The organism is Acinetobacter baylyi DSM 14961 = CIP 107474 (genome assembly GCF_000368685.1).
Lineage (GTDB): Bacteria > Pseudomonadota > Gammaproteobacteria > Pseudomonadales > Moraxellaceae > Acinetobacter > Acinetobacter baylyi.
This window is the reverse complement of the sequence record NZ_KB849628.1, coordinates 762,646-787,659: the sequence shown is the minus strand read 5'-3', so window position 1 is coordinate 787,659 and position 25,014 is coordinate 762,646. Positions and strand designations below refer to the sequence as shown.

The following is a 25,014-nucleotide window of genomic DNA, read 5'->3' as shown; positions in this document are numbered from 1 at the left end:
GTAGTATTGCGACATCAAATGTCGCAATAATATCTTCGTAGATTTAAGAGCAAAATCTATTTTTAAAATATGTTAGACCTTTTAAAGTGACTCTAACTTGTAAATGTGGAACTACTATGCCTGTAGAGTGCTTTATGTTTATTACTCGATGGCACAAGATTTCTCTATCTACAATATTTTGATATGACTCCCATGCGGTTTGCTTACTTCGTTTAAAAATAAATTTATTCCTGTATAAGAGTTCAATAAATACTTTAGGAGATAACTTTAGAAGTTTTGCTGACATACTCAGTGAAAAATCAGGTGATGATTTTTCTTGATTTGAGAATGGATCTACATGTTCTGTGATAAGATGACTCATGAGTGAGCTCCTTTTGATACGAGTTAACTTGAAGAGCAGCACAAAAGAGTTGAGATGCTTTGTGCTGCTCAGTTCTAGTTTATTATGACTAGTTAAATTTTTATATCAAGTAAACAACAATCTAGTCTCGGGCATTATTTTTTATTTGAATTTATATTGTTGTTATTCAATGAAATTTTAGATGTAACAAAAAGTAATCCATCTAAAGCGATGGTCAACGAGATAGTTCTTAAACAAGAATCTAGTCTCTTTCTCAACTACTTATGCAGTAGCGAACAATAGCTATTATACAGAAACTGCTTCATCCGCTTGCAACTATTTTTTAAGTAAACACAAGCTAAAAAATAGATTTAAAACGACATTAGATGTCGCTTTAGGACTGTATTCTTTCATTAAAACTTTCTCTTTTTAAAACAAAAGATTATATTTTGATTACATTCAAACTTTAACAATAAACTATGCATGTGATCATTATTTCGGCATGTGAGAAGCGTGCTTTAAAGAAAACTCGAGCAATTTTGGATAGCTATGCGATTCGTACAGGACATTCGTCTTGGCAAGCACCAATGACAATCGAAGGCTTAAAAGAAATTCGTAGTGCCTTAAAAAAAGTAGCTACACGTCAAACAGCTGTTGCTGCTTACATTAATTTTGGTATGCGGCGTATGAAGCTGGCATGGGTTGTAGGAGCAAAACATAAATTTGCCCATGATGGTGCATATCCAGTTGCATCGATCAAAAAACAGCAAAAACTACTGATGTTAGATGAATGGGTTAAAGCAAGTAGCTTGTTGGCAGGCGCAGCAGGGGATATGCATGATATTGGTAAAGCCTCACAACATTTTCAGAACAAATTAAGTCCAGAAATGGCGGGACAAAAAATTAGAGATGACATTCGACATGAATGGCTGTCTCTAAAATTATTGCAACAACTCAGAAAAAATGGATGGAACTGGCAGCTTGCTTGGAAGAATTTAGATAAAGGGCTAGATAAATTCACTTTAGGTGATCGACAAGAAATAGAACAGGGAATCCAAAATGAATTAGAGGCAGTCGATTATTTAGTGGTTACACATCATGGATTATTAGGAGTTGAAGAAGCTTTAAAAAATGATCCATTAGCCTTACCTCACTATGAAAATCATGTTCGTACATTGGTTCCAAGCCGTGAACAAATAAGTTGTGCAGGCGAACTACCAGACTCTATTTTTAAAAGTCATCAAAAACGTATGCAACGTTTAACGGCATTAATACCAAAACAAAAAACAGACCAGCTTTTATATTGGAAAGCTTTAGCACTGCATTCACGAGCAGCACTGATTCATGCCGATCATATTGTCTCGGCACAACAATATTCATTGCAAAAACCTGAAAATGTAGCGTTATTTGCAAATACAAAGCTTAAAAATATAGACCAAGACAAGAAAGCCAAATTACAAGATCAGCCACTAGAATGGCATTTACACCAAGTTGGAGATCGGGCTTCACGAATAGCAGTTCAAATGATGACTGATTTGAGCTTATCGGGTCTTTCTGAGCAAACGGTTGAATATATTTGTCAGCCCACCACTCATCCACGTTTCCAATGGCAGAACATTGCAGCAAATGCATTGCAAAAAAATATACAGAAGCACCCTGAAACACCAGCATTGGTTTTCAATATTGCAGGGACTGGAAGTGGTAAAACGCGCATGAATTTGCGCGCTGCTTGTACCTTGCGACCAGATGATCCAAGGATTGCGATTGCACTTAATTTGCGCTCTCTCACCTTACAGACTGGCCACGCACTTAAAACGTCAATGAATCTGTCTGATGATGAAATTGCTGTGATTATTGGTGACACGATCACTCAGACTTTATTTGATCAAAGTAAAGAAAAAATTGAGTTCGTTGATGAGGATGAAAATCGTCCTGAACCTATTTTCGATGCATGGGGTGAAGACTGTAATTTACCAGATTGGCTACATCCATTATTTACAATTGAAAAAAATGGACGCAAAGTTTTAGATCAAAAAGAAACAACCATTCTGGCTTCGCCATTACTGGTTTCAACTATTGATTATCTGATTGCAGCGGGTGAGCCACATCAACAAGGACATCATGTTAAGGCATTACTTAGAATAATGAGTAGTGATTTGATTTTAGATGAAGTTGACGGCTATGAGCCTAAAGCACTGATTGCAGTATTGCGCTTGGTTCAGCTCGCTGCACTCTATGGTCGTAACGTAATTTGTTCATCGGCAACCTTATCACTTACGGTTGCCAAAACAATTCATCGGGCGTTTGAGTCTGGCATACAAATGCGTGCAGCTCTTTATGGAAACGAGAAGAAATCAATCATAGCAATTATTGATAATGAGCTCAAACCACAAGTTTGGTTAGAACGGTCAAATCAAAAATCAGAATTTGATACTCGCTACCAAAATCATTTGGATGATTTGCAAGTTCAGTTACTCTCTAAACCTACCCATCGATTAGCTCAGTTGCTTTCATTATCTGAAACGACAGTTTTATCTTGGAAACAGTCGGTATTGGAAGGAGTAAAGCAACTTCATCAAGCGCATGCATGGAGTTTTAGAAAGACAGAAAAGAAAATTTCTTTAGGGCTTATACGAGTAGCCAATATCAAACATGCAATTCGTCTTGCCCAATTTCTTTCGGATCATTTACCTGAAGCAAAAATCGCTTGTTATCATGCAAATGATTGGCTTATTTCAAGATTTTATAAAGAGCAACGTCTAGATCAGCTTTTAACACGTCACAAAGACGGTAAAAAAAGAAAAACGGGTAATGAGCAGATTGAGCAAGATGATGAAATGATTGACCTCATGCAAAATTCTGATTCTCTAAATGTCCCATTTATTGTGATTGCAACACCAGTTGAAGAAGTTGGAAGAGATCATGATTTTGATTGGGCTATTATTGATGCATCAAGTGTGCAGTCAATTGTACAAACAGCGGGCCGAGTTAATCGTCATCGGTTAGAAAAAGTACAGCAACCTAATATTGTGATTCCAGAGTGGAATTATCGTTATTGTGAACGACGCGATATTGAAAAACGAAAGCAACAAAGTAAACAGCGTCGTCCTGTATTTATATATCCTGGTTATGAGGGATATGGTGTATCTGCAACTTCAACTTATTCGTCTCAACGTTTAAACGAGCTTTTACCGTGGGATCATCAATCTCAATTAGTCATTAATGCCCGTTTGCGTTTTGACCAAGTGGGTTGTCTATTTGCTAAGTTAGATGATGAGCAAATTAAGGACTTTTGTAAAAACTACTTTAACGATCAAGGAGAGCAGTTATTTTCCCGATCGGATGTCGATGCAAGTATCATGACAGAGAATATTTATAATATAACACCTTTACGTGAACGTAATTATCAAGAAACTTATATGTTTGAATGGGCTGAGAGCCTAATTGTTAAAAAGCAAGTGTATGGTTTTGATGAGAAAGCCACTAAAAATTTAAAGTATCGAAAATATGGTTTGGTATGGGAACAAGTGAAGTTTGAAGAAATTCCTGCAAAGTCTCAAGCATGGTTAGCACTTACTCCCCAACAAATGAAAGATTATTGTTATGAGTACCAAATTGCGAATGAACAAGGCTGCCGTATATCTTTAACACCTTATAATAGAGATGAAGTACCTACTTGGTCTTATGATTATGGTTTTGGAGTTTTTACACATTAAAGAAACACGCCGCTTCTTCCGAAACAGCGTATCATTATTTATAGGTTATGCGGGTAGGTCAAACCAGATCATTTCACTATCTTCAAGTGCCTTGATTGAAGTTTTTTCATCAAATAATAAAGCATCACCCGCTTTCACAATTTGATTTTCAATCATAATTTGGCCTTTTACCACATGCACATAATTGTGCTTTTGAGTGGTGGCAATGTCTAACGTTTTACCTTCTTCCAATACAGCCGCTTTGACTTCTGCATTTTGACGGATAAACATGGGTGCATTGTCATTTGGCCCAACAATCAGATGCCATTTGTTTGGTTCATCGTGAGGATTAAGCTTAATTTGTTGATAAGTTGGTTCAGCATCACGGATATTGGGCTGAATCCAGATTTGAAACAAATGCACAGCTTCATCCGTATTATTGATTTCACTGTGTGCGACACCTGTACCAGCACTCATCAATTGCCATTCGCCAGCATGAATATATTCTTCATTGCCCATACTGTCACGGTGAGTCAGACGACCATCAGTAACATAGGTCAGGATTTCCATATTGTCATGTGGGTGAGTACCAAAGCCATTATTTGCAGCGATGGTGTCATCATTAATCACGCGAAGTGGACCAAAACCCATGTATTTCGGGTTATACCAGCTACCAAATGAAAAACTATGATAGGTATTTAACCAGCCTGCTTTTACATGACCACGATTTTCACTACGATGTAGATATGCATTCATCTTGCACCTCCAAATTCTTGTATTTATTTCATGAACACATAGTAGCAATATCAATGTGGGGTAAAAACATAAGTAGTAGAACATATTGTTCTATTTTTAATATGATTGAGTTTAATTTTATTTATTATTAAAAATAATGAAACAATAAAATACATCAAAATAACTGATAAATATAAGAGGTAAGCATAAGAAAGCCTGCATATTTGCAGGCTTTGAAAAGCTTAATCGATATTATTCAAGGAATTTAACCGTCACGCCACTGCGTACCTTATTTCCCAAATCGTTAGCATCCCAGTTGGTTAAACGAATACAACCATGTGATGCTGTTTTGGAAATCGCAGATGGATTTGGCGTACCATGAATACCAAAAGATTTTTTGCTTAAACCAATCCAGATATTACCGACAGGTGCATTTGGGCCAGGTGGCAAAGACAGTGGCTTTAAGTTATTACCTTGTACAAAGTTACTTGGAGAATAGCTATACCAAGGGTTGCGTGCAACACCAACGACCTTATAAGTACCTGTTGGAGATGGCGTATCACTACTGCCAATTGTTGCAGGAAACGAGGCAATCATTTGGTTACGGCTATTAAATAGGTATAACTGACGTGCACCTTTATGCGCGATAATCAAATGAATATCTTCTGGCAGATCATTACGCACATTGGCAACAATGATTTTTTCACCTGCTTTTTTAAAGCTTGCTTTTGGGTTTAACTTTTTCAAAAAGTCTTCATCCATATGGAATTTTTCACCCAACATTTCAGTGACACGCACATAGTACAAACCTTTCATTTTTGCTTGTTGTGCATAGTCGTGTGGAATTGAAGGTGCATAAGGACCTTTCAAGTCATCTTCTGTGAGTGTGTATTCTACATAAGCAGGTTTATTTTGCTTTGCTACCAATGCACTCCATGTCTCTTGAGTCAATTCACCTGTTGGCTTTAAACCATTGATTTGCTGAAACGATGAAATGGCTTTGAGCGTATTCATTCCGCTCGTACCGTCAATTGCACCTGGTGATGCATGTGTGTTATTCAACATCACTTGAGCACGTGCATAAACAGGGAACTGACCACGACCAATATTTTCATACCAATCGGCATTGTTTAAGCTGTCCAGTGTCCATGATACTTTGGCCTGTGATTGGCTAGAAGTGGTTGATGGCGCACTGGTTTTAGTTGCAGGTGTGGCTGGGGCAGCCCCACTATCTGCGTGTTTATCTTCGCTGTTTTCCAGATTTTGCAAAGTCGCAGACGCCTGATTCAGGTCTTTCTGTTCTTGTGCAGAAAGTGAAGCATCACCTGAAGATGATGTTGGGCTAGATGCTGGAGCCTGAGAAGCGACTGGACTTGATGCGGGTGCAGAGGCAACAGGGCTGGATGCAGCAGCATTATTACGAGGTACAGGCGCAGCTGGTTTATATTTGGTCGTCGAGTTTTGTTTCTGTTTTACCGATGAATCTACTGCAAGAGGATCAATCGGATCTTCAATCAAATCTGTGCTACGAACGACTTTTGGATGTAACGGTTGTTCAACCGTTGAAGCCGCAAATACTGTACCGCTAATGATGCAGCTTAGACTCAATGCGAGTAAAGAGCGAACAAACATGCAATTCAACCTTAAGAATTATTCATATATCAGTGTATAAAACCTTGCAAGTATTACAGAAAATAATTTGTGATGCAGTATTTGTTTTGTGTAAATCCGTCTTGATGTAGACAAATCTGATTTTATATGTCGAGCCCTTATTAATTTACAACCCTTTTTGTTATGATGCGGTGAAGATAAATATTTAGATTGAGACAGTGAATGACGGCCTTAAAAAATGATCGTTTTCTACGCGCTTTGCTCCGTGAACCAGTCGATACCACACCTGTATGGATGATGCGTCAGGCAGGTCGTTATTTACCAGAATATCGTGAAACGCGTGCTCAGGCTGGAGATTTCCTGTCTTTATGTAAAAATACCGAGTTTGCCTGTGAAGTCACTTTGCAGCCGCTACGTCGTTATGATTTAGATGCTGCAATTTTATTTTCCGATATTCTGACCATACCCGATGCATTGGGTTTAGGGTTGTATTTTGAAACAGGTGAAGGACCAAAATTTAAAAAAACCATTCGTACAGAACAAGATGTTTTAAATCTACCCAATTTTAATGCCAAGTCGGATTTAGATTATGTCATGAATGCGGTGACAACCATTCATTCGGCATTAGGTGGGCAAGTTCCACTGATTGGTTTCTCTGGAAGCCCGTGGACGTTGGCAACCTATATGGTAGAGGGCGGTTCCAGTAAAGATTTCCGTTATACCAAGCATATGATGTATTCGCAGCCAGAAGTATTACATGCCTTATTAGATCGTCTTGCAGTGGCAGTGATTGATTATCTAAATGCTCAAATTGATGCAGGCGCACAGGCAGTTCAAATCTTTGATAGTTGGGGTGGGGCACTGGCACACCGTGAATATACCGAATTTTCTCTTAACTACATGCGTAAAATCGTAGCTGGATTACAGCGTGAAAAAGATGGACGCCGTATTCCTGTCATTTTATTTACCAAAGGTGGCGGTCAATGGCTAGAACCGATGATTGCAACAGGTGCAGATGCGATTGGTCTAGACTGGACAACACCGCTTAATGTGGCACGGAAAACGGTTGCAGGACGAGTCGCGCTACAAGGCAACCTTGATCCTGCAGTACTGTATGGCTCAGCAGCCAGCATTGAAAAATCAGTAAAAGCCATGCTAGATGATGCTTACGCCAATGGTGAAACCACTGGTTATATCGCAAATCTTGGGCACGGTATCACTCAATGGGTTGATCCATCCCAGCCGAAAATTTTTGTCGATACCGTACACGAATACAGCGCCAAATATTTAGGATCGTGATGCAGTGTATCTCCTAAGATTTACCAGTTTATTTGTATTTAAGGCAGCTTCGGCTGCCTTGTTTGGTTTGTTACTGCTGATTGCTTTTGCTGTAACAGCACCAATGGGAAGTCATGAGTATTATGGTTTCTTCCGCTACGACTATTTGCTGTTTTATGCACTTCTGATACAGATCTGTTTGCTCTGCCTAAAGCTAGAAACATGGGCTGAGGCGCGGGTGATTGCGCTATTTCATATCATGGCAATGGGAATGGAGGTTTTTTTAACACATCCTGCTATTGCTTCGTGGCAGTATCCGCAGCCTGCGATATTTCGTCTCTGGACCGTACCGTTATTTGCAGGCTTTATGTACTCTGCGGTAGGTAGTTTTTTCGCCCGATCTTTACGTTTGTATCAGGTCTCTTTTATTGCGTTACCACGTTTTGGCAACATGTTGATATTGGCATTGTGTTCATATATCAATTTTATGAGTAAGTTTTTTATTCCAGATATTCGTGGTGTGCTCTTTGTCTGGAGTGTTGTCATTTTTTGGAAAACTCGACTGCATTTTAAATTAGATGGACGAGAGTTGCATTTACCAATGCTGCCTGTACTTATGGTGTTGGCATTTCTGATCTGGATTGCAGAAAATATTAGTACCTTTTACAAGATATGGCTGTATCCGAGTCAGGTTGATGCTTGGCATATGGTGGGCTGGACCAAACTTGGCTCTTGGTATCTTTTATTGTTACTCAGTTTGGTGCTGGTGCTCAAGATTTTGGGGCATCGTAAGCAGGATGGTTCATGGAAATTACATCCAGTGCAGGATTAATAGTGCACTGAATTTAAACATGCTTTGTTAAGATGTTTGCCTATGTTTTAACACATAATAGCGTGTATAAAAATTTAATCCAAAACCGACAACAGCACAGAGTGCTGCTGCAAAGAACACGGAAGGATATCCCCAGGCAAGGGCAACCAGTCCAAACACTGGGGCATATATGGCGTAAGCAATATCTTGGCATGCCGAAAAAACGCCCATGGCTGTGCCTCGAATCTGAGCTGGCGCCCCCTTAATCAGTTCAACACCCAGCGCAGGGTAAATCAGTGAACATCCTGCACCTGTAATCACCGCACCCAATAATGCCAATTCAACACGCGGCGCGATATAAATACAGAATAGACCAATGGCTTCAATTGCTAGAGAATACTTAACGAGTGTAAAACCTGAGATTTTGTCTGTTAAATGCCCACAGAAAACCCGAACCATTACAAAGGCCAAACCAAACATTGTTAATGCATAGCCAGCAAAGTTCCAGTGCTGCTGTTTAAAATACAGCGCAACGAAAGTTCCAATACAGGCAAATCCAACCCCTTGAAGCGCCAAAATCATTCCAAAGCGCCATACATAATGTATGACTTGCTTGAGTGGAGGATATTCTCCTTGATGCGGCTGGGTGGCTTGAATACCTCGGTCAATGAGTAAAGATAAAACAGGCAACACTATAATCAATAAAGCAACGCTATAAAAACCGAATGTTTCATACAGCCATAAGCCTAATGGTGCACCCGCAGCCAATGCACCAAACATCGCCATACCTGTAAATGACAATAATTTTCCTGCACGTGGCTGTCCAACTAAACCCAGTCCCCAAGTTAGATGCCCACTAATTAAAAGGCTTTCAGCATAGCCATGAATGAGGCGTCCGATGAGTAATAAACAATATTTAAATAAAAGAGAAACAGGTAAAAAGAACACCAGCAAATACATCAGACCCGCAAAAAAGAGTGCCACCATGCCTTGTAATGTTGCACGCTTGGCACTGACTCGGTCAGAGAGCCGTCCAGCATAAGGGCGGGTTAAAACTGTCGCAACGAATTGTGTACCTACCGCAATGCCAACCCAGAAATTATTGAGTTGTAAATGGTCATGTACATACAGTGGAATAACCGCAAGGGGTGCAGATATGGTGAGATAAGATAAAAATAGCGCGATCACCAGTGGATAGAGAGTATTGCTGTAGCGAACATCCAACGCAGTATTGGTTAAAGATGGTTTAGGCTGTGTCATACAGTTTCCTCAGAGAAATGGATACCGATCAGACACAAGCACCCATTCTCAGTCTAAATGATTGAGAAAGAATGCGTTGGCTAACGTAAACGCTTACGATGATCCGATTTTATGCCAAGAATATATGTTGATCAAATTATATTGTCAAAAATTCACGTCACATGCTGAAAATTAAAGATCAAAAATTACTGGATATCACCAATCATCATCACCGTATGGCCGAGTAAATAACCCGCAGTCACCAGCAGTGCAATCCAGATAAAAGCCCCAATCACGTTATAAATCGAAAAAACGGTATAATTCATCCCGCTTGATCCTGCTGCAAAAGGAGCAAAAGATCGTGCAAAGGGAACAAAACGTGCAATCAGAATGGTGATGGCACCATGACGACGAAAATAATCATGGGTTTTTAATAAATATTCATGTTTGATAAAGCGGGACTTTACTTCAAAAATACGAACACCCATGCGGCGCCCAATATGATAATTGACGATATAGCCTAGTGTTGCAGCAATAAACAGCAAAAAAATGATAAAACCCAGATTCATGATGGCAGTAGTCGAGCACAGCGCTCCCACCGCAAGCAAGAGACTATCACCAGGTAAAAAAAACATAAATATAAAAGCAGTTTCAGCAAAAATAATCAAAAATAAAATGGCATAGATCCAAAGTCCGTATTCTTGGATCAAAATAGGTAAGTAATGTTCAAAACCCACTAAAAAATTAAAAAATTCCATTAACGATCTACCTTCATCTCGTTTTTACCTCTTCGTTAATGCATAAACTAAAGATATGACTCACCAAGATAGACAACATCTTAACTAAAATGATGTCAAGGAATTAATAGCTTTCTGGTACTGCACTTAAAAATTCACGGCGCGCTTCTTTATCGGTTTTAAAGTCGCCAATGAACGATACAGTACGTGTAGTTGATTCTTGTTTGCCTACACCGCGCATCATCATGCACATATGTGCTGAATCAATCATGACTGCCACACCACGCGCTTTGGTTACTTCTTCAACTGCTTGTGCAATTTGCTGAGTCAGATTTTCCTGAATTTGCAAACGTCGCGCAAACATTTCTGTAATACGTGCAAACTTTGATAAGCCTAAAACTTGACCTTCTGGAAGATAAGCAATATGTACACGTCCATAAAATGGAAGTAAATGATGTTCACATAAAGAATAAAATTCAATATTTTTAACGAGAACCATTTCATGGTTGTCTGAAGGGAAGACTGCATTATTCGTCACTTCTTCCAGACTTTTTCCATAGCCAGAGGTTAAAAACGAAAATGCCTTGGCAGCGCGAATAGGCGTATCTTTTAGCCCCGGACGGTTTAAATCCTCGCCCACTGCGGTCAGGATATTTGCGTAAGATTGCTGCATTGACATAAGACGTTTGGACTTAACTCGATTAAATAAGGTCGGCATTGTACCAGAAACATTGTCTGATGTTCATAGGCTGTCGAGCTATATTTACAACCCTCTGGGCGAATTAAATAAAAACTGAATAATTTTCATCTTTAAAAAAGTGCTTTTGGCTATTTTTTGCAAGCTTTGTGGCTCGTTTTACAGTGTACTTTATGCTACATCTGTTAAGTATAAATTGAAGTCGCTGATCTTTATTGCTTATACATTAAAATTCAGGAGAGGAATTGCTAAGCTATATCCAATCTTAAATAATGATTATTCAAAGTCAAATAGATCAACAGGATAGCACTTTGATGGCACTAAATTTGCAAAAATACTCTTTAGTAGAGTTATGAAGTTAAGCTTAAGGATAGAACATGTCACAACGCCCAGTCACTTTCTTTTTCCGTGGGAAAACCCAGCAGGTAGCGGGTGTCGCGCCAGTGATGACGGTTTTGCAGTTTTTGCGTGAGCATGGTGGCCTAGATCAGGTTCGTCAAACAGGAACCAAAGAAGGATGTGCAGAAGGCGATTGCGGTGCATGTACAGTGGTGATCGGTGAGTTAGTCAATGATCAGCTACAGCTCCGCAGTGTTAATGCATGTATTCAATTTTTACCTACACTTGACGGTAAAGCACTTTTTACTGTTGAGGACTTAAAAACATTAACCTTGAGCTCTGAGTCTGTATTACACCCTGTACAGCAGGCGATGGTTGAACACCACGGTTCACAGTGTGGTTTTTGTACACCTGGTTTTATTATGTCGCTATGGTCGATGTATGAAAATGAATCACATGCACCCGATAAAGCCAAGGTCAGTGATTATTTGTCTGGTAATTTATGTCGCTGTACAGGTTATCGCCCGATTCTGGATGCTGCGCAAAAGGCTTTTGATTATCCAAAAGTCATGTTGGAGCGACAAAACATCATTGAGGCGCTCAAGCAGATTCAGGCTTTACCAAGCTTGCAACTTGAATATCAAGGACAACAGTTTTTTGCACCCAAAACCGTGCAGGAGTTTGCAGCTTTGCGTCAACAGTATCCACAAGCACGTATTGTTGCTGGCAGCACCGATGTAGGGCTTTGGGTGACCAAGCTTGGGCGTGATCTAGGCGACATGCTATATATTGGTCAAGTACAAGAATTAAAAAGCATCGATATTGACCAGAATATGCTACATATTGGTGCAAATGTAAGCTTAAGTGATGCGCTGTCTAAAATATCAGACATTTATCCAGATTTTGAAGAGTTACAACGCCGTTTCGCCTCGATGCCAATCAAAAACGCAGGCACGTTGGGTGGCAATATTGCCAATGGTTCTCCTATTGGGGATTCGATGCCAGCATTAATAACACTAGATACAATATTACGTTTACGCAGTGGTGAACAGCGTCGAGACATTGCATTGGCGGATTATTATCTGGATTATCAAAAGACTGCTTTACAGGCAGGCGAGTTTGTCGAAGCAATTCTGATTCCTATTCATTCATCCAAAACATTTAAATTTGCCACATATAAAATCTCAAAACGTTTTGAGCAAGATATTTCGGCGGTCTGTGCGGCCTTTAGTTGTGAGTTGGATGAAAATAAGGTCGTGCAATCTATCAACATTGCGTTTGGGGGAATGGCGGCAATTCCGAAACGTGCGGTACAGGCAGAAGCGGTGCTATTAGGGAAAGTGATGTCTGCCGAATTAATTCAGCATGCACAAGTGGCTTTAGCACAGGACTTTCAACCTTTAAGTGATGGTCGGGCAAGCAGTGCGTACCGTTTGCAAGTCGCACAAAACTGTTTGCAACGTTTTTATCTTGAAAAGATTGAAGATACACCGATGACCCGTGTTGATGATTTGATTGCTTTGGTGGAGGTGTAACATGAATCAGTCCGTAGAACATTTAAACATTCAAAAAAAATCGGCGAAAGCTGGGGACTCGATTCCACACGAAAGCGCACATCTACATGTGACGGGTCAAGCCACTTATATCGATGACTTACCAGAACTTGAAAATACACTGCATCTGGCAGTGGGTTTCTCGCAATGTGCAAAGGGTAAAATTGTCCAATTTGATTTAGATGCAGTGCGTCAGGCAGAAGGTGTTTATGCTGTTTATACTGCAGCAGATATAGCAGTCAAAAATAATTGGGGCCCAATTGTCAATGACGATCCAATTTTTGCTGATGGCGAAGTTGAGTTTTATGGTCAGGCACTGTTTGTGGTGGCAGCTAAAACCTATCAGCAGGCAAGACGTGCAGTACGACTGGCCAAAATCGAATATGAAGCAGAAACCCCCATTTTAAGTATTCAAGATGCGATTGAGCAGCAATCTTGGGTCTTGCCACCTGTCGATTTTAGTCATGGCGAAGTGGAACAAGCCTTTCAAACCGCATCGCATCAGTTAAGTGGTTCAATTGAGCTCGGCGGGCAAGAGCATTTTTATCTGGAAGGCCAGATTTCTTATGCGGTGCCACAAGAAGATCAGACACTGAAGGTTTATTGTTCAACCCAACATCCAACCGAGATGCAATTACTTATCTGCCATGCATTGGGCTACCACATGCATCAGGTCAGTGTTGAAGCACGTCGTATGGGCGGTGGATTTGGTGGGAAAGAATCGCAATCGGCACAATGGGCGTGTATTGCTTCGCTCGCCGCACAACTTTCGGGGCATCCATGTAAACTGCGTCTGGATCGTGATGATGATATGAGTTCGACGGGTAAGCGACATGGCTTTGCGTATGAATGGTCAGTTGCATTTGATGAATTGGGTGTATTACAGGGATTAAAAGTGCAATTGGCATCCAATTGTGGTTTTTCTGCAGATTTATCAGGCCCTGTCAATGAACGTGCTATTTGTCATATTGGTAATGCGTATTATCTAAATGCGGTTCAGTTGCGCAATTTACGCTGTAAGACCAATACCGTATCGAATACAGCGTATCGAGGATTTGGCGGCCCTCAAGGCATGTTTGTCATTGAGAATATTTTGGATGATATTGCCCGTTATTTAAAGTGTGATCCTGTTTTGGTGCGTCAGCGTAATTTTTTTGCAGAAAAGCCAGGCAATGGTCGTGATCATATGCATTATGGTGCTGAAGTTCGAGATAATGTTGCGCCCAAAATTGTAGACGAATTACTGGCGACAAGTCATTACCACGCACGTCGAGCCTCAATTGCGCAATTTAATCAGCACAATGCAATCATTAAACGTGGTATTGCTTTAACACCACTCATGTTTGGGATCTCTTTTAATGCTGTTCATTACAATCAGGCTGGTGCGCTGGTCTATGTGTATATGGATGGCACGGTCGCAATCACGCATGGTGGTACAGAGATGGGTCAAGGGCTTTATACCAAAGTTCGTCAGGTTGCCGCACATGAATTAGGACTACCGATTGATCGGGTACGTTTAATTGCCACCGATACCTCTCGTGTTCCGAATACTTCCGCCACAGCCGCTTCGAGTGGTGCAGATTTAAACGGGAAGGCGGTACAAAATGCGTGTATTAAGATTCGTGAACGTTTAGCCAAACTTGCGGCTGAAATTAGCCAAAGTGATGCAGACCAGATTCACTTTGAAAATAGTACGGTGACTACAAATAATGGACAATCATGGAGTTTTAATGATTTGGTCAATCGTGCCTATATGGCGCGGGTACAATTGTGGGATAGCGGTTTTTATAAGACCCCTGAAATTCACTATGATCAAGTCAACCATTTAGGTCGTCCATTTTTTTACTATGCATATGGCGCTGCGGTCAGTGAAGTTGCAATTGATACTTTGACGGGGGAAATGAAAGTCTTACGTACCGATATTCTTCATGATGTCGGACGTTCGATTAACCCTGCGATAGACATTGGGCAGATTGAAGGTGGGTTTATTCAAGGCATGGGATGGTTAACCACTGAAGAACTGTATTGGCAACCGCAAGGGCCGCATGCTGGGCGATTATTTACGCATGCACCATCGACCTATAAGATTCCGACCAGTGCCGATATTCCGCATGTCTTTAATGTCAAATTATTTGATAACCAGAATGCTGCTGATACCATTTATCGTTCCAAAGCTGTGGGTGAGCCGCCGTTTATGTTAGGGCTATCGGTATTCTCTGCGATTCGCCAAGCGGTTCAGGCGGCAATTCCTGAGGATGCACCGCTTGAGTTAAATGCACCTGCAACAGCAGAAGAAATCCTGCGCGCGATTGCGATTGGTCGTGGGCAGGCACTTGCAGATCAGCCACAGCCAAGATTACGCTAGTTGGAAAGGTAATCATGCATCAACATTTACAATGGTGGCAAGATCTAGTGCTTTGGCATTCAGATCAGTCATCCATGATTTTAGTGACTGTGGTTCGTGCTGATGGTTCAACGCCAAGAGAAGTCGGTGCAACGATGCTGTTACGTTTTGACCTACAGCAAAAGTGGCAACAGTCCGATACCATTGGCGGTGGGCATCTTGAGTTTCAAGCCATTGAGATTGCACAAGCCATGCTGATTGGGCGAGAGCAACGCACAGGTTTTGTCGAGCGTTTTAATTTAAGTGCACGACTGGGGCAATGTTGTGGTGGTGTGATGTGGCTGCTTTTTGAAAAAATACAGCCCATTGCTCAAAATACGATATCCGATGAATTTCAACTTACAGCGTGTTATCAAGCGTGGCAAACAGGGCAATCTGTTTTGCGCCATATTTCAATTGATGCGGCTTCTACGTGGCAGGTAGGAGCTCATTCAGCTGTAAGTATGGCCCTAGAATTTGATCAAACAGACACACATTGGCATTGGACACAACTGATCCAGCCTTATGCAATGTCTGTCATGATTTTTGGTGCAGGTCATGTCGGGGAAGCAATTGTGCGCTGTTTGCTGCCCATCGGGGTACAAATCACATGGGTGGATAACCGAGATGATATTTTTCCATTAGATTTAATGGATCAGGTACATTGTATTAGTACCGATGTACCCGAGGCAGAAATAACACATTTCGAGCGAACTGGTGCAATTCTAATTTTAACCCATGATCATCAACTGGATTTACAATTGTGCTTTGAAGCATTGAAGCCGACACAACAGCCATTTGCTTATGTGGGTATGATTGGCTCCAAAAGTAAACGTGCGATTTTTGAAAAAAGAATGCAGGCAAGGGGCTATGACCATAGACAATTGCAGCGACTGATTTGTCCAATTGGAATTGAGGGTATTCACTCCAAACAACCTGCAATTATTGCGGTTTCGGTGGTTGCTGAACTGCTTCAAATATTTGATAACAAAAAATGATTCAAGTGAATCATTTTTTTTGTTCATATTTTGGATTTTTTTCAGCACGTTTGAGTAACACTAAAACTGCACCAGTACCACCCTGATTTTCAGGTGCACTCACAAATGCCAGCACATCACGATGCTGACGTAACCAACCATTCACGTAAGTTTTTAAAATGGCTTCTGGGCCTTTGCCATGCACAATTTTAATCACATTTTGATTCTCAGTTTTTGCCATTTGAATGATTTGTAGTACTGCCGAGCGTGCTTGTTCTACCGTACAGCCATGTAAATCGACAGCTTCAAACCAGCGTAATTTACCTGCTTTTAAGTCTTCAAACACTTTGTGTTGTAGTGTCGCGATGCGGTAGCTTAAGCTTGCCTGACTGGCAACAGGATTTAAAATCGCTTGCGTATCTGAAATTTCGGTCATTTCAGTTTCGGCACTGCCTTCTGCCGCCGCACGCTTTGCCAGTATCTGAGCATCGACTTTTTTATTACGGCTTGGTCTAATATCGGCGATATTGCCATGATCAATTGGTTTTACACCTTGTAGTGCTTTACTCAATAGTTGGCTGTCATCTTCTGGTTCGGCTTGAGGGCCATTGTAAATGGGTTGTTTATTGGCAGTCTGTTTGTTGGCAGACTTTTCCTGACCGTTCGAGATTTGTTTTTTGAACTGTTTTAGCAAATCGTGTTGGGCTTTGGAGAGGGAGGTGTCGTGTTTGCTCATAATAGAATCATGGTGTAGCTTATGGCTGTATGTAAACATTATATTATGAAATACTAAATATATGAAAAACAAAGCACATAAAATGGATGATGCTGAAAAATTTTGCTTTAAATTAAAGCTTGAAGTTGGATTGCTTACTACTAAAGAGATTCAAGATTGGGCGAATGCAGAAGTATTAAAAAATAATCAAGATGAATTCACTTTAGACATTTGCTTTATGAAATCGGAAGAAGATGTTCGAGAATACTTTAATCAATTAAGCTATGTTGATTTGAATCTGAATAGGCAAAAAATTGCTGTAACTATTTTAAAAGACTATCTGTTAGAAAAGTATCCTCAGAATTTAAATACAGATATACGGCAGTATTTAAGTGATATTAACTTTATAACAAGGCACATTATTGATGATGAACTACTTTTATTACTAAATATTTATGAAGCTCAAATTGACTTGGCTTATACCAGAACTATACAGATGACTGTTAAGGAAGCATTCGATGTGTATTTATATTATTTAACTGAATGGTTAGAGAAGAAACAACAATAGCAAATGTTCAATTTGCTATTGCTTTAACAAAATTTGTTTAAACCAGCTTAGGCACACCAAATAATTCAGTAAATGCCTGATCTGGTCGAGGCTGCTTCATAAAACTTTCACCCACCAAGAATGAATGAATGTCATGTTCTTGCATTAATTGCACATCTTGAGGAGTTGCGATACCACTTTCAGTGACCAATAAACGTGATGGATCAAGCAGCTTCTTCAAACGCAAGCTGGTATTTAAATCGACATCAAAGGTTTTAAGATTACGATTATTTACACCCAATAAGCACTGTTCTGAAAGTTTGAGTGCGCGTTCTAATTCTTGTTCGTCATGCACTTCAACCAAAACGTCAAGATCATATTCAAATGCAGTTTTTGACATCTCTTCGAGTTGCTGATCAGACAAACAAGCGACAATCAATAAAATACAGTCTGCCTGTAAAGCACGTGCTTCGACAACATTGTATGGATCAATTAAAAAATCTTTACGTAGGGCAGGCAAAGAACAATGTTGCCGAGCAATGGCAATGTTTTCATCAGCACCTTGGAAAAAATCGACATCTGTTAATACAGAAAGACAAGCTGCACCTGCTTGCTCGTATTGTTGAGCAATTTCAGCAGGATTAAAATCAGCCCGAATCACACCTTTAGAAGGTGAGGCTTTTTTTATTTCGGCAATTACACCAGGGCGTTTGCTGCGTAATGATTGGGCAAAACCACGTACAGGGGGCGCTTCCTTTACCCATTGTTCCACATCTTTTAGGTTGCGCTGCTTTAAACGATCTGCCAGTTCTTCATGTTTACGATCAACGATTTTACCCAGAATAGTATTTTGAATCTGAATCATTTGGATAACCTCAGTTGTTTGCGTATTCTTTAAGCGCTTTAGTAAATTCAGACAAAATACTCATTTTTTCGAGTGCTTGTCCGCCGTAAATAATATCATGTGCCAACGCCACACCTTGTTTATAGCTGGTAGCTAAGCCTGATACATAAATACCCGCGCCTGCATTTAAGGCAATCATATTGGCTGCTTTTTCACCGATGTCCGATTTTTTGCGGCCCAAAGCATCTTTGATCAATTTTAGACTGGCATTGGAATCTTCGACAATTAAACCGCTTAACGTTTGAGACGGAATATTCACATCTTCTGGATTAAGCACCCATTCAGTCACTTCACCGTTTTTGAGTTCCGCAATATAAGTTTGCGAGGCAAGACTAATTTCATCCAAACCATCTTTGGAATGCACAACCATCACATGCTCAGCACCAAGTTGTTTCATGACTTCTGCAATTGGTCGACAAAGTTCATCTGAAAATACGCCAATCACAAAGCGCTTTACCCCAGCCGGATTCGTAAGCGGGCCAAGTAAATTAAAAATACTACGAATCCCGAGTTCACGACGAGGGCCCACTGCATATTTCATGGCTTTGTGATGGTTGGGAGCAAATAAGAAACCGACACCCATCTCGCGAATGCAACGTTCCGTCTGTTGCATATCCAGATCCAGATTAATCCCTGCCTGTTCAAGCAGATCTGATGATCCAGATTTGCTAGAAACGCCACGATTACCGTGCTTAGCAATGGTTGCACCTGCAGCAGCAATTACAAAGCTGGATGCCGTAGAGACGTTAAACAGGTTTTGACCATCGCCACCTGTCCCTACAATATCGACTAGATATTGAATATCACTGACATCGATTTTAATCGCCAGCTCACGCATAACCCGTGCGGCTGCGGTAATTTCATCGATACTTTCACCCTTCATGCGCAAACCCATCATTAACGCACCAATTTGTGCTTCAGTGGCTTCGCCTTGCATGATGCTACGCATCACATCTTCCATTTGCGCTTGGGTCAGATGAATATTTTTGGTGATATGGTTTAATGCTTGTTGAATATTCATTTATGCATAAATCTCTAAAAAATTCTTGAAGATTTGGTGTCCATGCTGGCTCAAAATCGATTCTGGATGAAACTGCACACCCTCTACAGGTAATGTCTTATGTTTAACGCCCATGATTTCTTCGATTGAACCATCATTTTGGTTGGTCCAGCAGGTCACTTCCAGACACTCAGGTAAACTTTCCTGTTCAATCACTAAGGAGTGATAACGTGTTGCTGAAAAAGGGGAAGGCAAATTGCTAAAAATCCCTTTATCCGTATGATACATATCCGATAAACGACCATGCATCACGGTTTTGGCTCGAATAATATTGCCCCCAAAAGCCTGTCCAATTGCCTGATGTCCTAAACAAACACCAAGTAATGGGATTCTGCCTGCAAAATGATGAATTGCAGGAATAGAAATTCCAGCTTCAGTTGGAGAACAAGGGCCGGGACCGACCACCAAATACTTCGGCTGCCATCGTTCAATGTCCTCAAGAGTGACTTGGTCATTGCGAACAACTTTAACGTCTTGATTTAACTCGCCAAAATACTGGACGATGTTATACGTAAAGGAGTCGTAATTGTCGATCATGAGAAGCATTTTAATTGCAACCTATTGAAAATTAGTTAGATATTTAATTAGCTTGCTTGGAATGTCCATTTGGCAATCCATTTTAAGATTTTAATTCAAAATAAAGCCGCTAATTAAGTGGATATATTATCACTATTTTTTATACATTTGACTATGAGTTCGGGCTAACTATCATGATAGCCCACTTATGAGGTTTAAATTTTTACTGAATAAACTATCGAATTTCAACAGGCGTAGCCACTCGACTAAATTCTTTTTTAAACCTGGCGTAGGGGTTATCCTGAATCGAATAACATACTTTTGCATGCTCGTAGGCATCTCGATACGCATAAAGCCGTCCTTCAACGCATAGTACTTTACTGCGTATAGAATACTGAATAATAGGCGGTTTTATTTTTTTATCTTGATGTTCATCGATATAACCCGAGATTGTATCACTGAGTGGAAATACCACACCTGATTGAGTATCAATAGCTACAAAACGCATATCTTGTGGTGTACCCACGTTCAACAAAATTTTGCTCGAGTCAAAATTATTTTTTCTAGAGGCAAGTGCTTGCCTGTATTTGGAAAGATTTTCTTTGGTACAGAAATTAAAATCGTCATAGTCGAATTGGCATTCTGCGATCATTTCATGGGTTGTTTCTGCAAAACTGATACTGCTGAATGAACATATCAAGGAGATATACAGTCGCTTGTTCATTACTATTTTACCTTTATACACGTGATACCAACGGTAATTCTAAATATGATTTAACTTTAAAAAGATCTCAATCTTAATTTGGGTCAGTATCAGGTCATGTCCATTATTAGATATATTAGATGGATAAATGAATATAACCATCATCAACTTTCACCCAAGTGAGTTGCGCTACGCCATAAAGTAGTGCAATACGTCCATTAAATATGAGTCATAAACGATAGTATTTCATCAATACGACTTATTTTTATGAAATCATGAACAGAGATTGTAGATAAGCTGCTGTTTTGGCGGTTTAAAAATAATCAAATAGTATTCGATTTAACGCTAAATACTGATCTCAAGCTTAATTCAGATGTGAAAATTTAAATTCAGAAATGCACTGCATTAATACAATTATAAAAATATGCACCAATATGATGCTTTTTGTGTGGGTGAGTAAGGGGCCGTATTAAAAATGATTGAATATGGTGCAATTCAAATTGCAAACAGTATAATGGTTTTCAGATACACTTCATTATTGGTCTAATCTACTTTAGATTTCAATCTATTAGGTGTGCTTGGTAAAGTTGGTACGAGATTTGCTTTATAACTGCCAACGACTAACACGCACTTCACAAGTGCAATAATACTTCATTGGAGCAAAATGAGCATGGCGAACAAGGTCCTTAAACTCATACAAGAAAGTGGCGCAAAATGGGTCGATTTTCGCTTTACGGATACAAAAGGGAAAGAGCAGCACGTCACTTACCCAGCTGATTCGATTGATGAAGATACATTTGAAGACGGTAAAATGTTTGACGGTTCTTCAATTGCGGGCTGGAAAGGTATCGAAGCATCTGACATGATTTTACGTCCAGATGCAGAAACTGGTTTTATCGACCCGTTCTTTGCTGAGCCAACAGTTGTTGTTACTTGTGACGTAATCGAGCCATCTACTGGCCAAGGTTATGAGCGTGACCCACGTTCGATTGCTCGTCGTGCAGAAGAGTATTTAAAATCTACAGGTATCGGTGATACTGCATTCTTTGGTCCAGAACCAGAATTCTTCGTTTTTGACGAAGTAAAATGGGAAATTGATATGTCTGGCGCGCGTCATACGTTGATCGCCGAAGAAGCTGCATGGTCTACAGGTAAAGATTACGAGTCTGGTAACTCTGGTCACCGTCCACGTGTTAAAGGCGGTTATTTCCCAGTTCCTCCAGTTGATTCTTCGCATGATATGCGTGCTGAGATGTGTAACAAAATCGAAGAAATCATGGGGCCTGGTCGTGTAGAAGTACACCACCACGAAGTTGCATCTTGCCAGTTAGAAATTGGTGTAAGCTTCAACACTATGGTTCGTAAAGCAGACGAAGTACAACAGTTTAAATATGCTGTTCACAACGTTGCGCATCAATATGCAAAAACTGCAACTTTTATGCCTAAACCAATGGTAGGTGATAACGGTTCTGGTATGCACGTTCACATGTCGATCTCTAAAGACGGCAAGAACCTGTTTGCTGGTGATGAATATGCAGGCCTTTCAGAAATGGCATTGTACTTCATTGGTGGTGTTATCAAGCACGCGCGTGCCTTGAATGCAATCACAAACCCATCTACAAACTCTTATAAGCGTTTGGTTCCACACTTCGAAGCACCAATCATGCTTGCTTACTCAGCGCGTAACCGTTCTGCTTCTATCCGTATTCCTTACGTTTCTAGCCCGAAAGGCAAGCGTATTGAAGCGCGTTTCCCAGATCCAATGATGAACCCGTACTTAGGTTTCGCTGCATTGTTGATGGCGGGTATTGATGGTATTCAAAACAAGATCCATCCAGGTGAAGCTGCCGACAAGAACTTGTACGATCTTCCTCCTGAAGAAGAAGCAAAAATCCCAACAGTTGCACACAGCCTAGATATGGCGCTTGAAGCTCTTCAAGCTGACCATGAATTCTTGTTAAAAGGCGGTGTGTTCACCAAAGAAATGCTTGATGCTTACATCGAACTTAAAACTGAAGAAGTACGCCGTTTAAATACGACGACTCACCCAGTTGAATTTGATATGTATTACAGCTTGTAATTTGCTGTAAATACAAAACCCACGATTTATCGTGGGTTTTTTTATGGCTAAAACAAATTTAAAACAAGAAACAATTAAACTTGAAGAAATTTAAGATAACTTCTTTTCAATATTATGATAGACCAATCCACCCCAAACAATCCCAGCAACAAAACAAAGGCTAATATACATGCCTATTAAAGTCGCAGGTGGAAGGGAGGAATCAAGAAAAATATAGCGATGGATGAGGGTGAGAAAGGTGAAACCGCTGCCCCAAAAAATACCACCATAGAGCAGAATGAATTTTGATTTATCGTTCATCATGTATAACCATATAGGTTTTAATCATTAAACGCCGAATATCATAACCGAAATTCTGGAGTTTGAGTATGTTTTATTAAAGATACATCAACAAAACAATTATTCATGTCAGATTTGAGTTCAGTCATCAATAATTTCGGTTACACTAAATCTTCTGAATAGATCGGATCCTTTATGCAGAAAATTCAATCAAATCAAATACAGGAACAAGATTTGACGCCTGAATTAAAAAAATGGTTGTATGCATCTGGATCATTGACTCAGCAATTGACTGATTTGGCGGATGGCTTATTTACAGTTGAACCGATTCAGGAAAAGTATCAGCGTATGAGTTTTATGGATAGCCGCTGGATGCGTATGCCAGCGTATCATGTGGCCTGGGTGAGAGAAAGTTTGTTATATGGGTGTGAGCAACAGCCATGGGTAAAAGCAAAGAGTATTTTCCCTGTTTTAAGTCTGCAAAAAAAGGCCCGTATCTTTAAACACATTGGTAAAAAACCCATTGGCCGATTTCTGTTTCAGCGCACGACTCCGTTGTGTGAACGGCGTGTGATACGTTTAGAAGAAGGCTGGACCAGACAAAGTTGTTATACGTGGCATGGGTGTAAATTTATCGTGCAGGAAACTTTTCTAGCTTCGTTTGAGCAATATATTCAACATCATTCTCACTCTATATAGGAATAGTTATGTCGACAGTGCAGCCGATATCATGGCGAGAGCGCCTGCAGGCTTATTATTATTTATGCCGATTTGATAAACCTATTGGAACGGAGCTGGTGTTTTGGCCGACGATGTGGGCACTCTGGATTGCAAGTGATGGATATCCAGACCTGAAAATGTTTGTCGTAATGACTTTGGGTGTACTGTTTATGCGGGCAGCAGGCTGTGCGATTAATGATTTTGCAGATCGTAAAGTAGATGGGCATGTTGCACGCACCAAACAGCGCCCGCTTGCAACAGGAATTATTCGTCCAATTGAAGCTATCTGGGTGTTTTTAGCATTGGTTGCTGCAAGTGCGGCTCTGTTGCTATTTTTGCCTATAGAGACATTTTATTGGTCATTTGGTGCATTGTTTTTGGCATTTATTTACCCTTTTATGAAACGTTATACCCACTTACCTCAGGTATTTTTGGGTGCGGCTTTTTCATGGGCTATTCCAATGGCATATACCGCTACAGGACAAGCACCTGATTTGACATGTTGGCTTTTATATTTTGGTAATCTTGCATGGACCGTGGCTTACGATACACAATATGCAATCACAGACCGTGAATATGATTTAAAAATAGGGGTTAAATCAACTGCCATATTATTTAACCGATTTGACATTCCAATTATTAGTACATTGCAGTTAAGCAGTCTGTTATTAATAGGAATGGCATTGTATATCGAAAATTTATTGTTTCCATGGGGAATAATTGGTTTGGTTGTGGTTGCAGTTGACTTTATTTATCAATGGACCAAAACAAAAAACCGAGATCCACAATTATGCTTCTGGGCATTTAGGCATAACCGTTGGGTTGGATTGATTATATTTTTAGCAATTCTTGCTGCATTTAGGTTTTAGATAAATTGAACGAACAATGCCTATTACAACGTAATAGGCATCTTTAATATGATTAAATTAAAATGATCGCTGTTAATCCACCAATAATTCGAGTCTACTCACTATCGATAAGCCAACTGACCAAACAAATAGACCATAATAATTAAAGTAAAAACTGTTGACGAAACTAAAGCAAATTCTAATGTTTTCATATCCCCACCCAATTTTATATTTTTATATTTTGAAT

The 25,014-nt window shown here is 40.0% G+C and carries 22 protein-coding genes; 10 read left to right on the top strand and 12 right to left on the bottom strand.

What is annotated here, in order from left to right:
• Positions 1-43: 43 nt before the first annotated feature.
• Entirely contained in the window at positions 44-361 is a 318-nt protein-coding gene (locus F952_RS13070) for a phage antirepressor KilAC domain-containing protein (RefSeq protein ID WP_004928483.1), read from the bottom strand.
• Between the two features lie 458 nt (positions 362-819).
• Here F952_RS13070 and cas3f point away from each other — a divergent pair, with 458 nt between their 5' ends.
• Positions 820-4,056 carry a type I-F CRISPR-associated helicase Cas3f gene (gene cas3f / locus F952_RS13065; protein ID WP_004928481.1) on the top strand — a complete coding sequence of 1,079 codons (3,237 nt, stop codon included), beginning with the start codon at positions 820-822 and terminating at the stop codon, positions 4,054-4,056.
• Positions 4,057-4,101: 45 nt separating this feature from the next.
• Here cas3f and F952_RS13060 read toward each other — a convergent pair whose 3' ends face one another.
• Together F952_RS13060 and F952_RS13055 are read right to left on the bottom strand one after the other, a co-directional pair.
• Entirely contained in the window at positions 4,102-4,791 is a 690-nt protein-coding gene (locus F952_RS13060; RefSeq protein ID WP_004928479.1) for a pirin family protein, read from the bottom strand.
• Between the two features lie 231 nt (positions 4,792-5,022).
• A complete protein-coding gene (locus tag F952_RS13055) occupies positions 5,023-6,402 on the bottom strand; it encodes a L,D-transpeptidase family protein (protein ID WP_004928477.1) in 1,380 nt (459 codons plus the stop codon).
• 201 nt (positions 6,403-6,603) lie between these two features.
• Between F952_RS13055 and hemE the strand changes: the two genes are divergently transcribed.
• Entirely contained in the window at positions 6,604-7,680 is a 1,077-nt protein-coding gene (gene hemE / locus F952_RS13050; protein WP_004928475.1) for a uroporphyrinogen decarboxylase, read from the top strand.
• Positions 7,681-7,684: 4 nt separating this feature from the next.
• Entirely contained in the window at positions 7,685-8,491 is an 807-nt protein-coding gene (locus tag F952_RS13045; RefSeq protein WP_004928471.1) for a DUF817 domain-containing protein, read from the top strand.
• Positions 8,492-8,518: 27 nt separating this feature from the next.
• On the opposite strand, the gene F952_RS13040 is transcribed toward F952_RS13045, so the two are convergent.
• The 3 genes from F952_RS13040 to folE all read right to left on the bottom strand — a co-directional run bounded on the left by F952_RS13040 (position 8,519) and on the right by folE (position 11,119).
• Positions 8,519-9,730: an MFS transporter gene (locus tag F952_RS13040; RefSeq protein ID WP_004928470.1), complete on the bottom strand. Its 1,212-nt coding sequence runs from the start codon at positions 9,728-9,730 to the stop codon at positions 8,519-8,521.
• Positions 9,731-9,915: 185 nt separating this feature from the next.
• Positions 9,916-10,467: a VTT domain-containing protein gene (locus F952_RS13035; protein WP_004928467.1), complete on the bottom strand. Its 552-nt coding sequence runs from the start codon at positions 10,465-10,467 to the stop codon at positions 9,916-9,918.
• A gap of 103 nt (positions 10,468-10,570) precedes the next feature.
• Positions 10,571-11,119 carry a GTP cyclohydrolase I FolE gene (gene folE, locus F952_RS13030; RefSeq protein WP_206541105.1) on the bottom strand — a complete coding sequence of 183 codons (549 nt, stop codon included), beginning with the start codon at positions 11,117-11,119 and terminating at the stop codon, positions 10,571-10,573.
• A 401-nt stretch (positions 11,120-11,520) separates the two neighbouring features.
• Between folE and xdhA the strand changes: the two genes are divergently transcribed.
• The 3 genes from xdhA to xdhC are packed head-to-tail and all read left to right on the top strand — an operon-like array spanning position 11,521 to position 16,416.
• Positions 11,521-13,017, top strand: coding sequence for a xanthine dehydrogenase small subunit (gene xdhA, locus F952_RS13025; protein WP_004928462.1), 1,497 nt, complete (start codon positions 11,521-11,523; stop codon positions 13,015-13,017).
• Between the two features lies 1 nt (position 13,018).
• Positions 13,019-15,400 carry a xanthine dehydrogenase molybdopterin binding subunit gene (gene xdhB, locus F952_RS13020; RefSeq protein ID WP_004928460.1) on the top strand — a complete coding sequence of 794 codons (2,382 nt, stop codon included), beginning with the start codon at positions 13,019-13,021 and terminating at the stop codon, positions 15,398-15,400.
• Between the two features lie 14 nt (positions 15,401-15,414).
• On the top strand, positions 15,415-16,416 hold the full coding sequence (xdhC, locus tag F952_RS13015; RefSeq protein ID WP_004928457.1) for a xanthine dehydrogenase accessory protein XdhC: 1,002 nt from the start codon (positions 15,415-15,417) through the stop codon (positions 16,414-16,416).
• Positions 16,417-16,426: 10 nt separating this feature from the next.
• On the opposite strand, the gene F952_RS13010 is transcribed toward xdhC, so the two are convergent.
• Complete coding sequence (locus F952_RS13010; RefSeq protein ID WP_017385020.1) at positions 16,427-17,131, bottom strand: Smr/MutS family protein; 705 nt, start codon at positions 17,129-17,131, stop codon at positions 16,427-16,429.
• 61 nt (positions 17,132-17,192) lie between these two features.
• Here F952_RS13010 and F952_RS13005 point away from each other — a divergent pair, with 61 nt between their 5' ends.
• Positions 17,193-17,678 carry a hypothetical protein gene (locus tag F952_RS13005; RefSeq protein ID WP_004928451.1) on the top strand — a complete coding sequence of 162 codons (486 nt, stop codon included), beginning with the start codon at positions 17,193-17,195 and terminating at the stop codon, positions 17,676-17,678.
• A gap of 37 nt (positions 17,679-17,715) precedes the next feature.
• Here the strand turns inward: F952_RS13005 and trpC are convergent, their stop codons facing one another.
• The 4 genes from trpC to F952_RS12985 all read right to left on the bottom strand — a co-directional run bounded on the left by trpC (position 17,716) and on the right by F952_RS12985 (position 20,861).
• The gene (gene trpC, locus F952_RS13000; RefSeq protein ID WP_004928449.1) at positions 17,716-18,522 is read right to left on the bottom strand and encodes an indole-3-glycerol phosphate synthase TrpC; all 807 of its coding nucleotides are present in this window, start codon (positions 18,520-18,522) and stop codon (positions 17,716-17,718) included.
• Positions 18,523-18,532: 10 nt separating this feature from the next.
• Complete coding sequence (trpD, locus tag F952_RS12995) at positions 18,533-19,582, bottom strand: anthranilate phosphoribosyltransferase (protein WP_004928448.1); 1,050 nt, start codon at positions 19,580-19,582, stop codon at positions 18,533-18,535.
• Entirely contained in the window at positions 19,583-20,167 is a 585-nt protein-coding gene (locus F952_RS12990) for an anthranilate synthase component II (RefSeq protein ID WP_004928445.1), read from the bottom strand.
• 205 nt (positions 20,168-20,372) lie between these two features.
• On the bottom strand, positions 20,373-20,861 hold the full coding sequence (locus F952_RS12985; protein WP_004928443.1) for a hypothetical protein: 489 nt from the start codon (positions 20,859-20,861) through the stop codon (positions 20,373-20,375).
• Positions 20,862-21,504: 643 nt separating this feature from the next.
• Between F952_RS12985 and glnA the strand changes: the two genes are divergently transcribed.
• On the top strand, positions 21,505-22,920 hold the full coding sequence (gene glnA, locus F952_RS12980) for a type I glutamate--ammonia ligase (RefSeq protein ID WP_011182525.1): 1,416 nt from the start codon (positions 21,505-21,507) through the stop codon (positions 22,918-22,920).
• A 90-nt stretch (positions 22,921-23,010) separates the two neighbouring features.
• Here glnA and F952_RS12975 read toward each other — a convergent pair whose 3' ends face one another.
• A complete protein-coding gene (locus F952_RS12975; RefSeq protein ID WP_017385021.1) occupies positions 23,011-23,220 on the bottom strand; it encodes a hypothetical protein in 210 nt (69 codons plus the stop codon).
• A 174-nt stretch (positions 23,221-23,394) separates the two neighbouring features.
• Here F952_RS12975 and F952_RS12970 point away from each other — a divergent pair, with 174 nt between their 5' ends.
• Together F952_RS12970 and ubiA are read left to right on the top strand one after the other, a co-directional pair.
• Positions 23,395-23,898 carry a chorismate--pyruvate lyase family protein gene (locus F952_RS12970; protein WP_004928440.1) on the top strand — a complete coding sequence of 168 codons (504 nt, stop codon included), beginning with the start codon at positions 23,395-23,397 and terminating at the stop codon, positions 23,896-23,898.
• An 8-nt stretch (positions 23,899-23,906) separates the two neighbouring features.
• Positions 23,907-24,788, top strand: a complete 882-nt coding sequence (gene ubiA, locus F952_RS12965) for a 4-hydroxybenzoate octaprenyltransferase (protein ID WP_004928437.1) — start codon at positions 23,907-23,909, stop codon at positions 24,786-24,788.
• Positions 24,789-25,014: the final 226 nt, after the last annotated feature.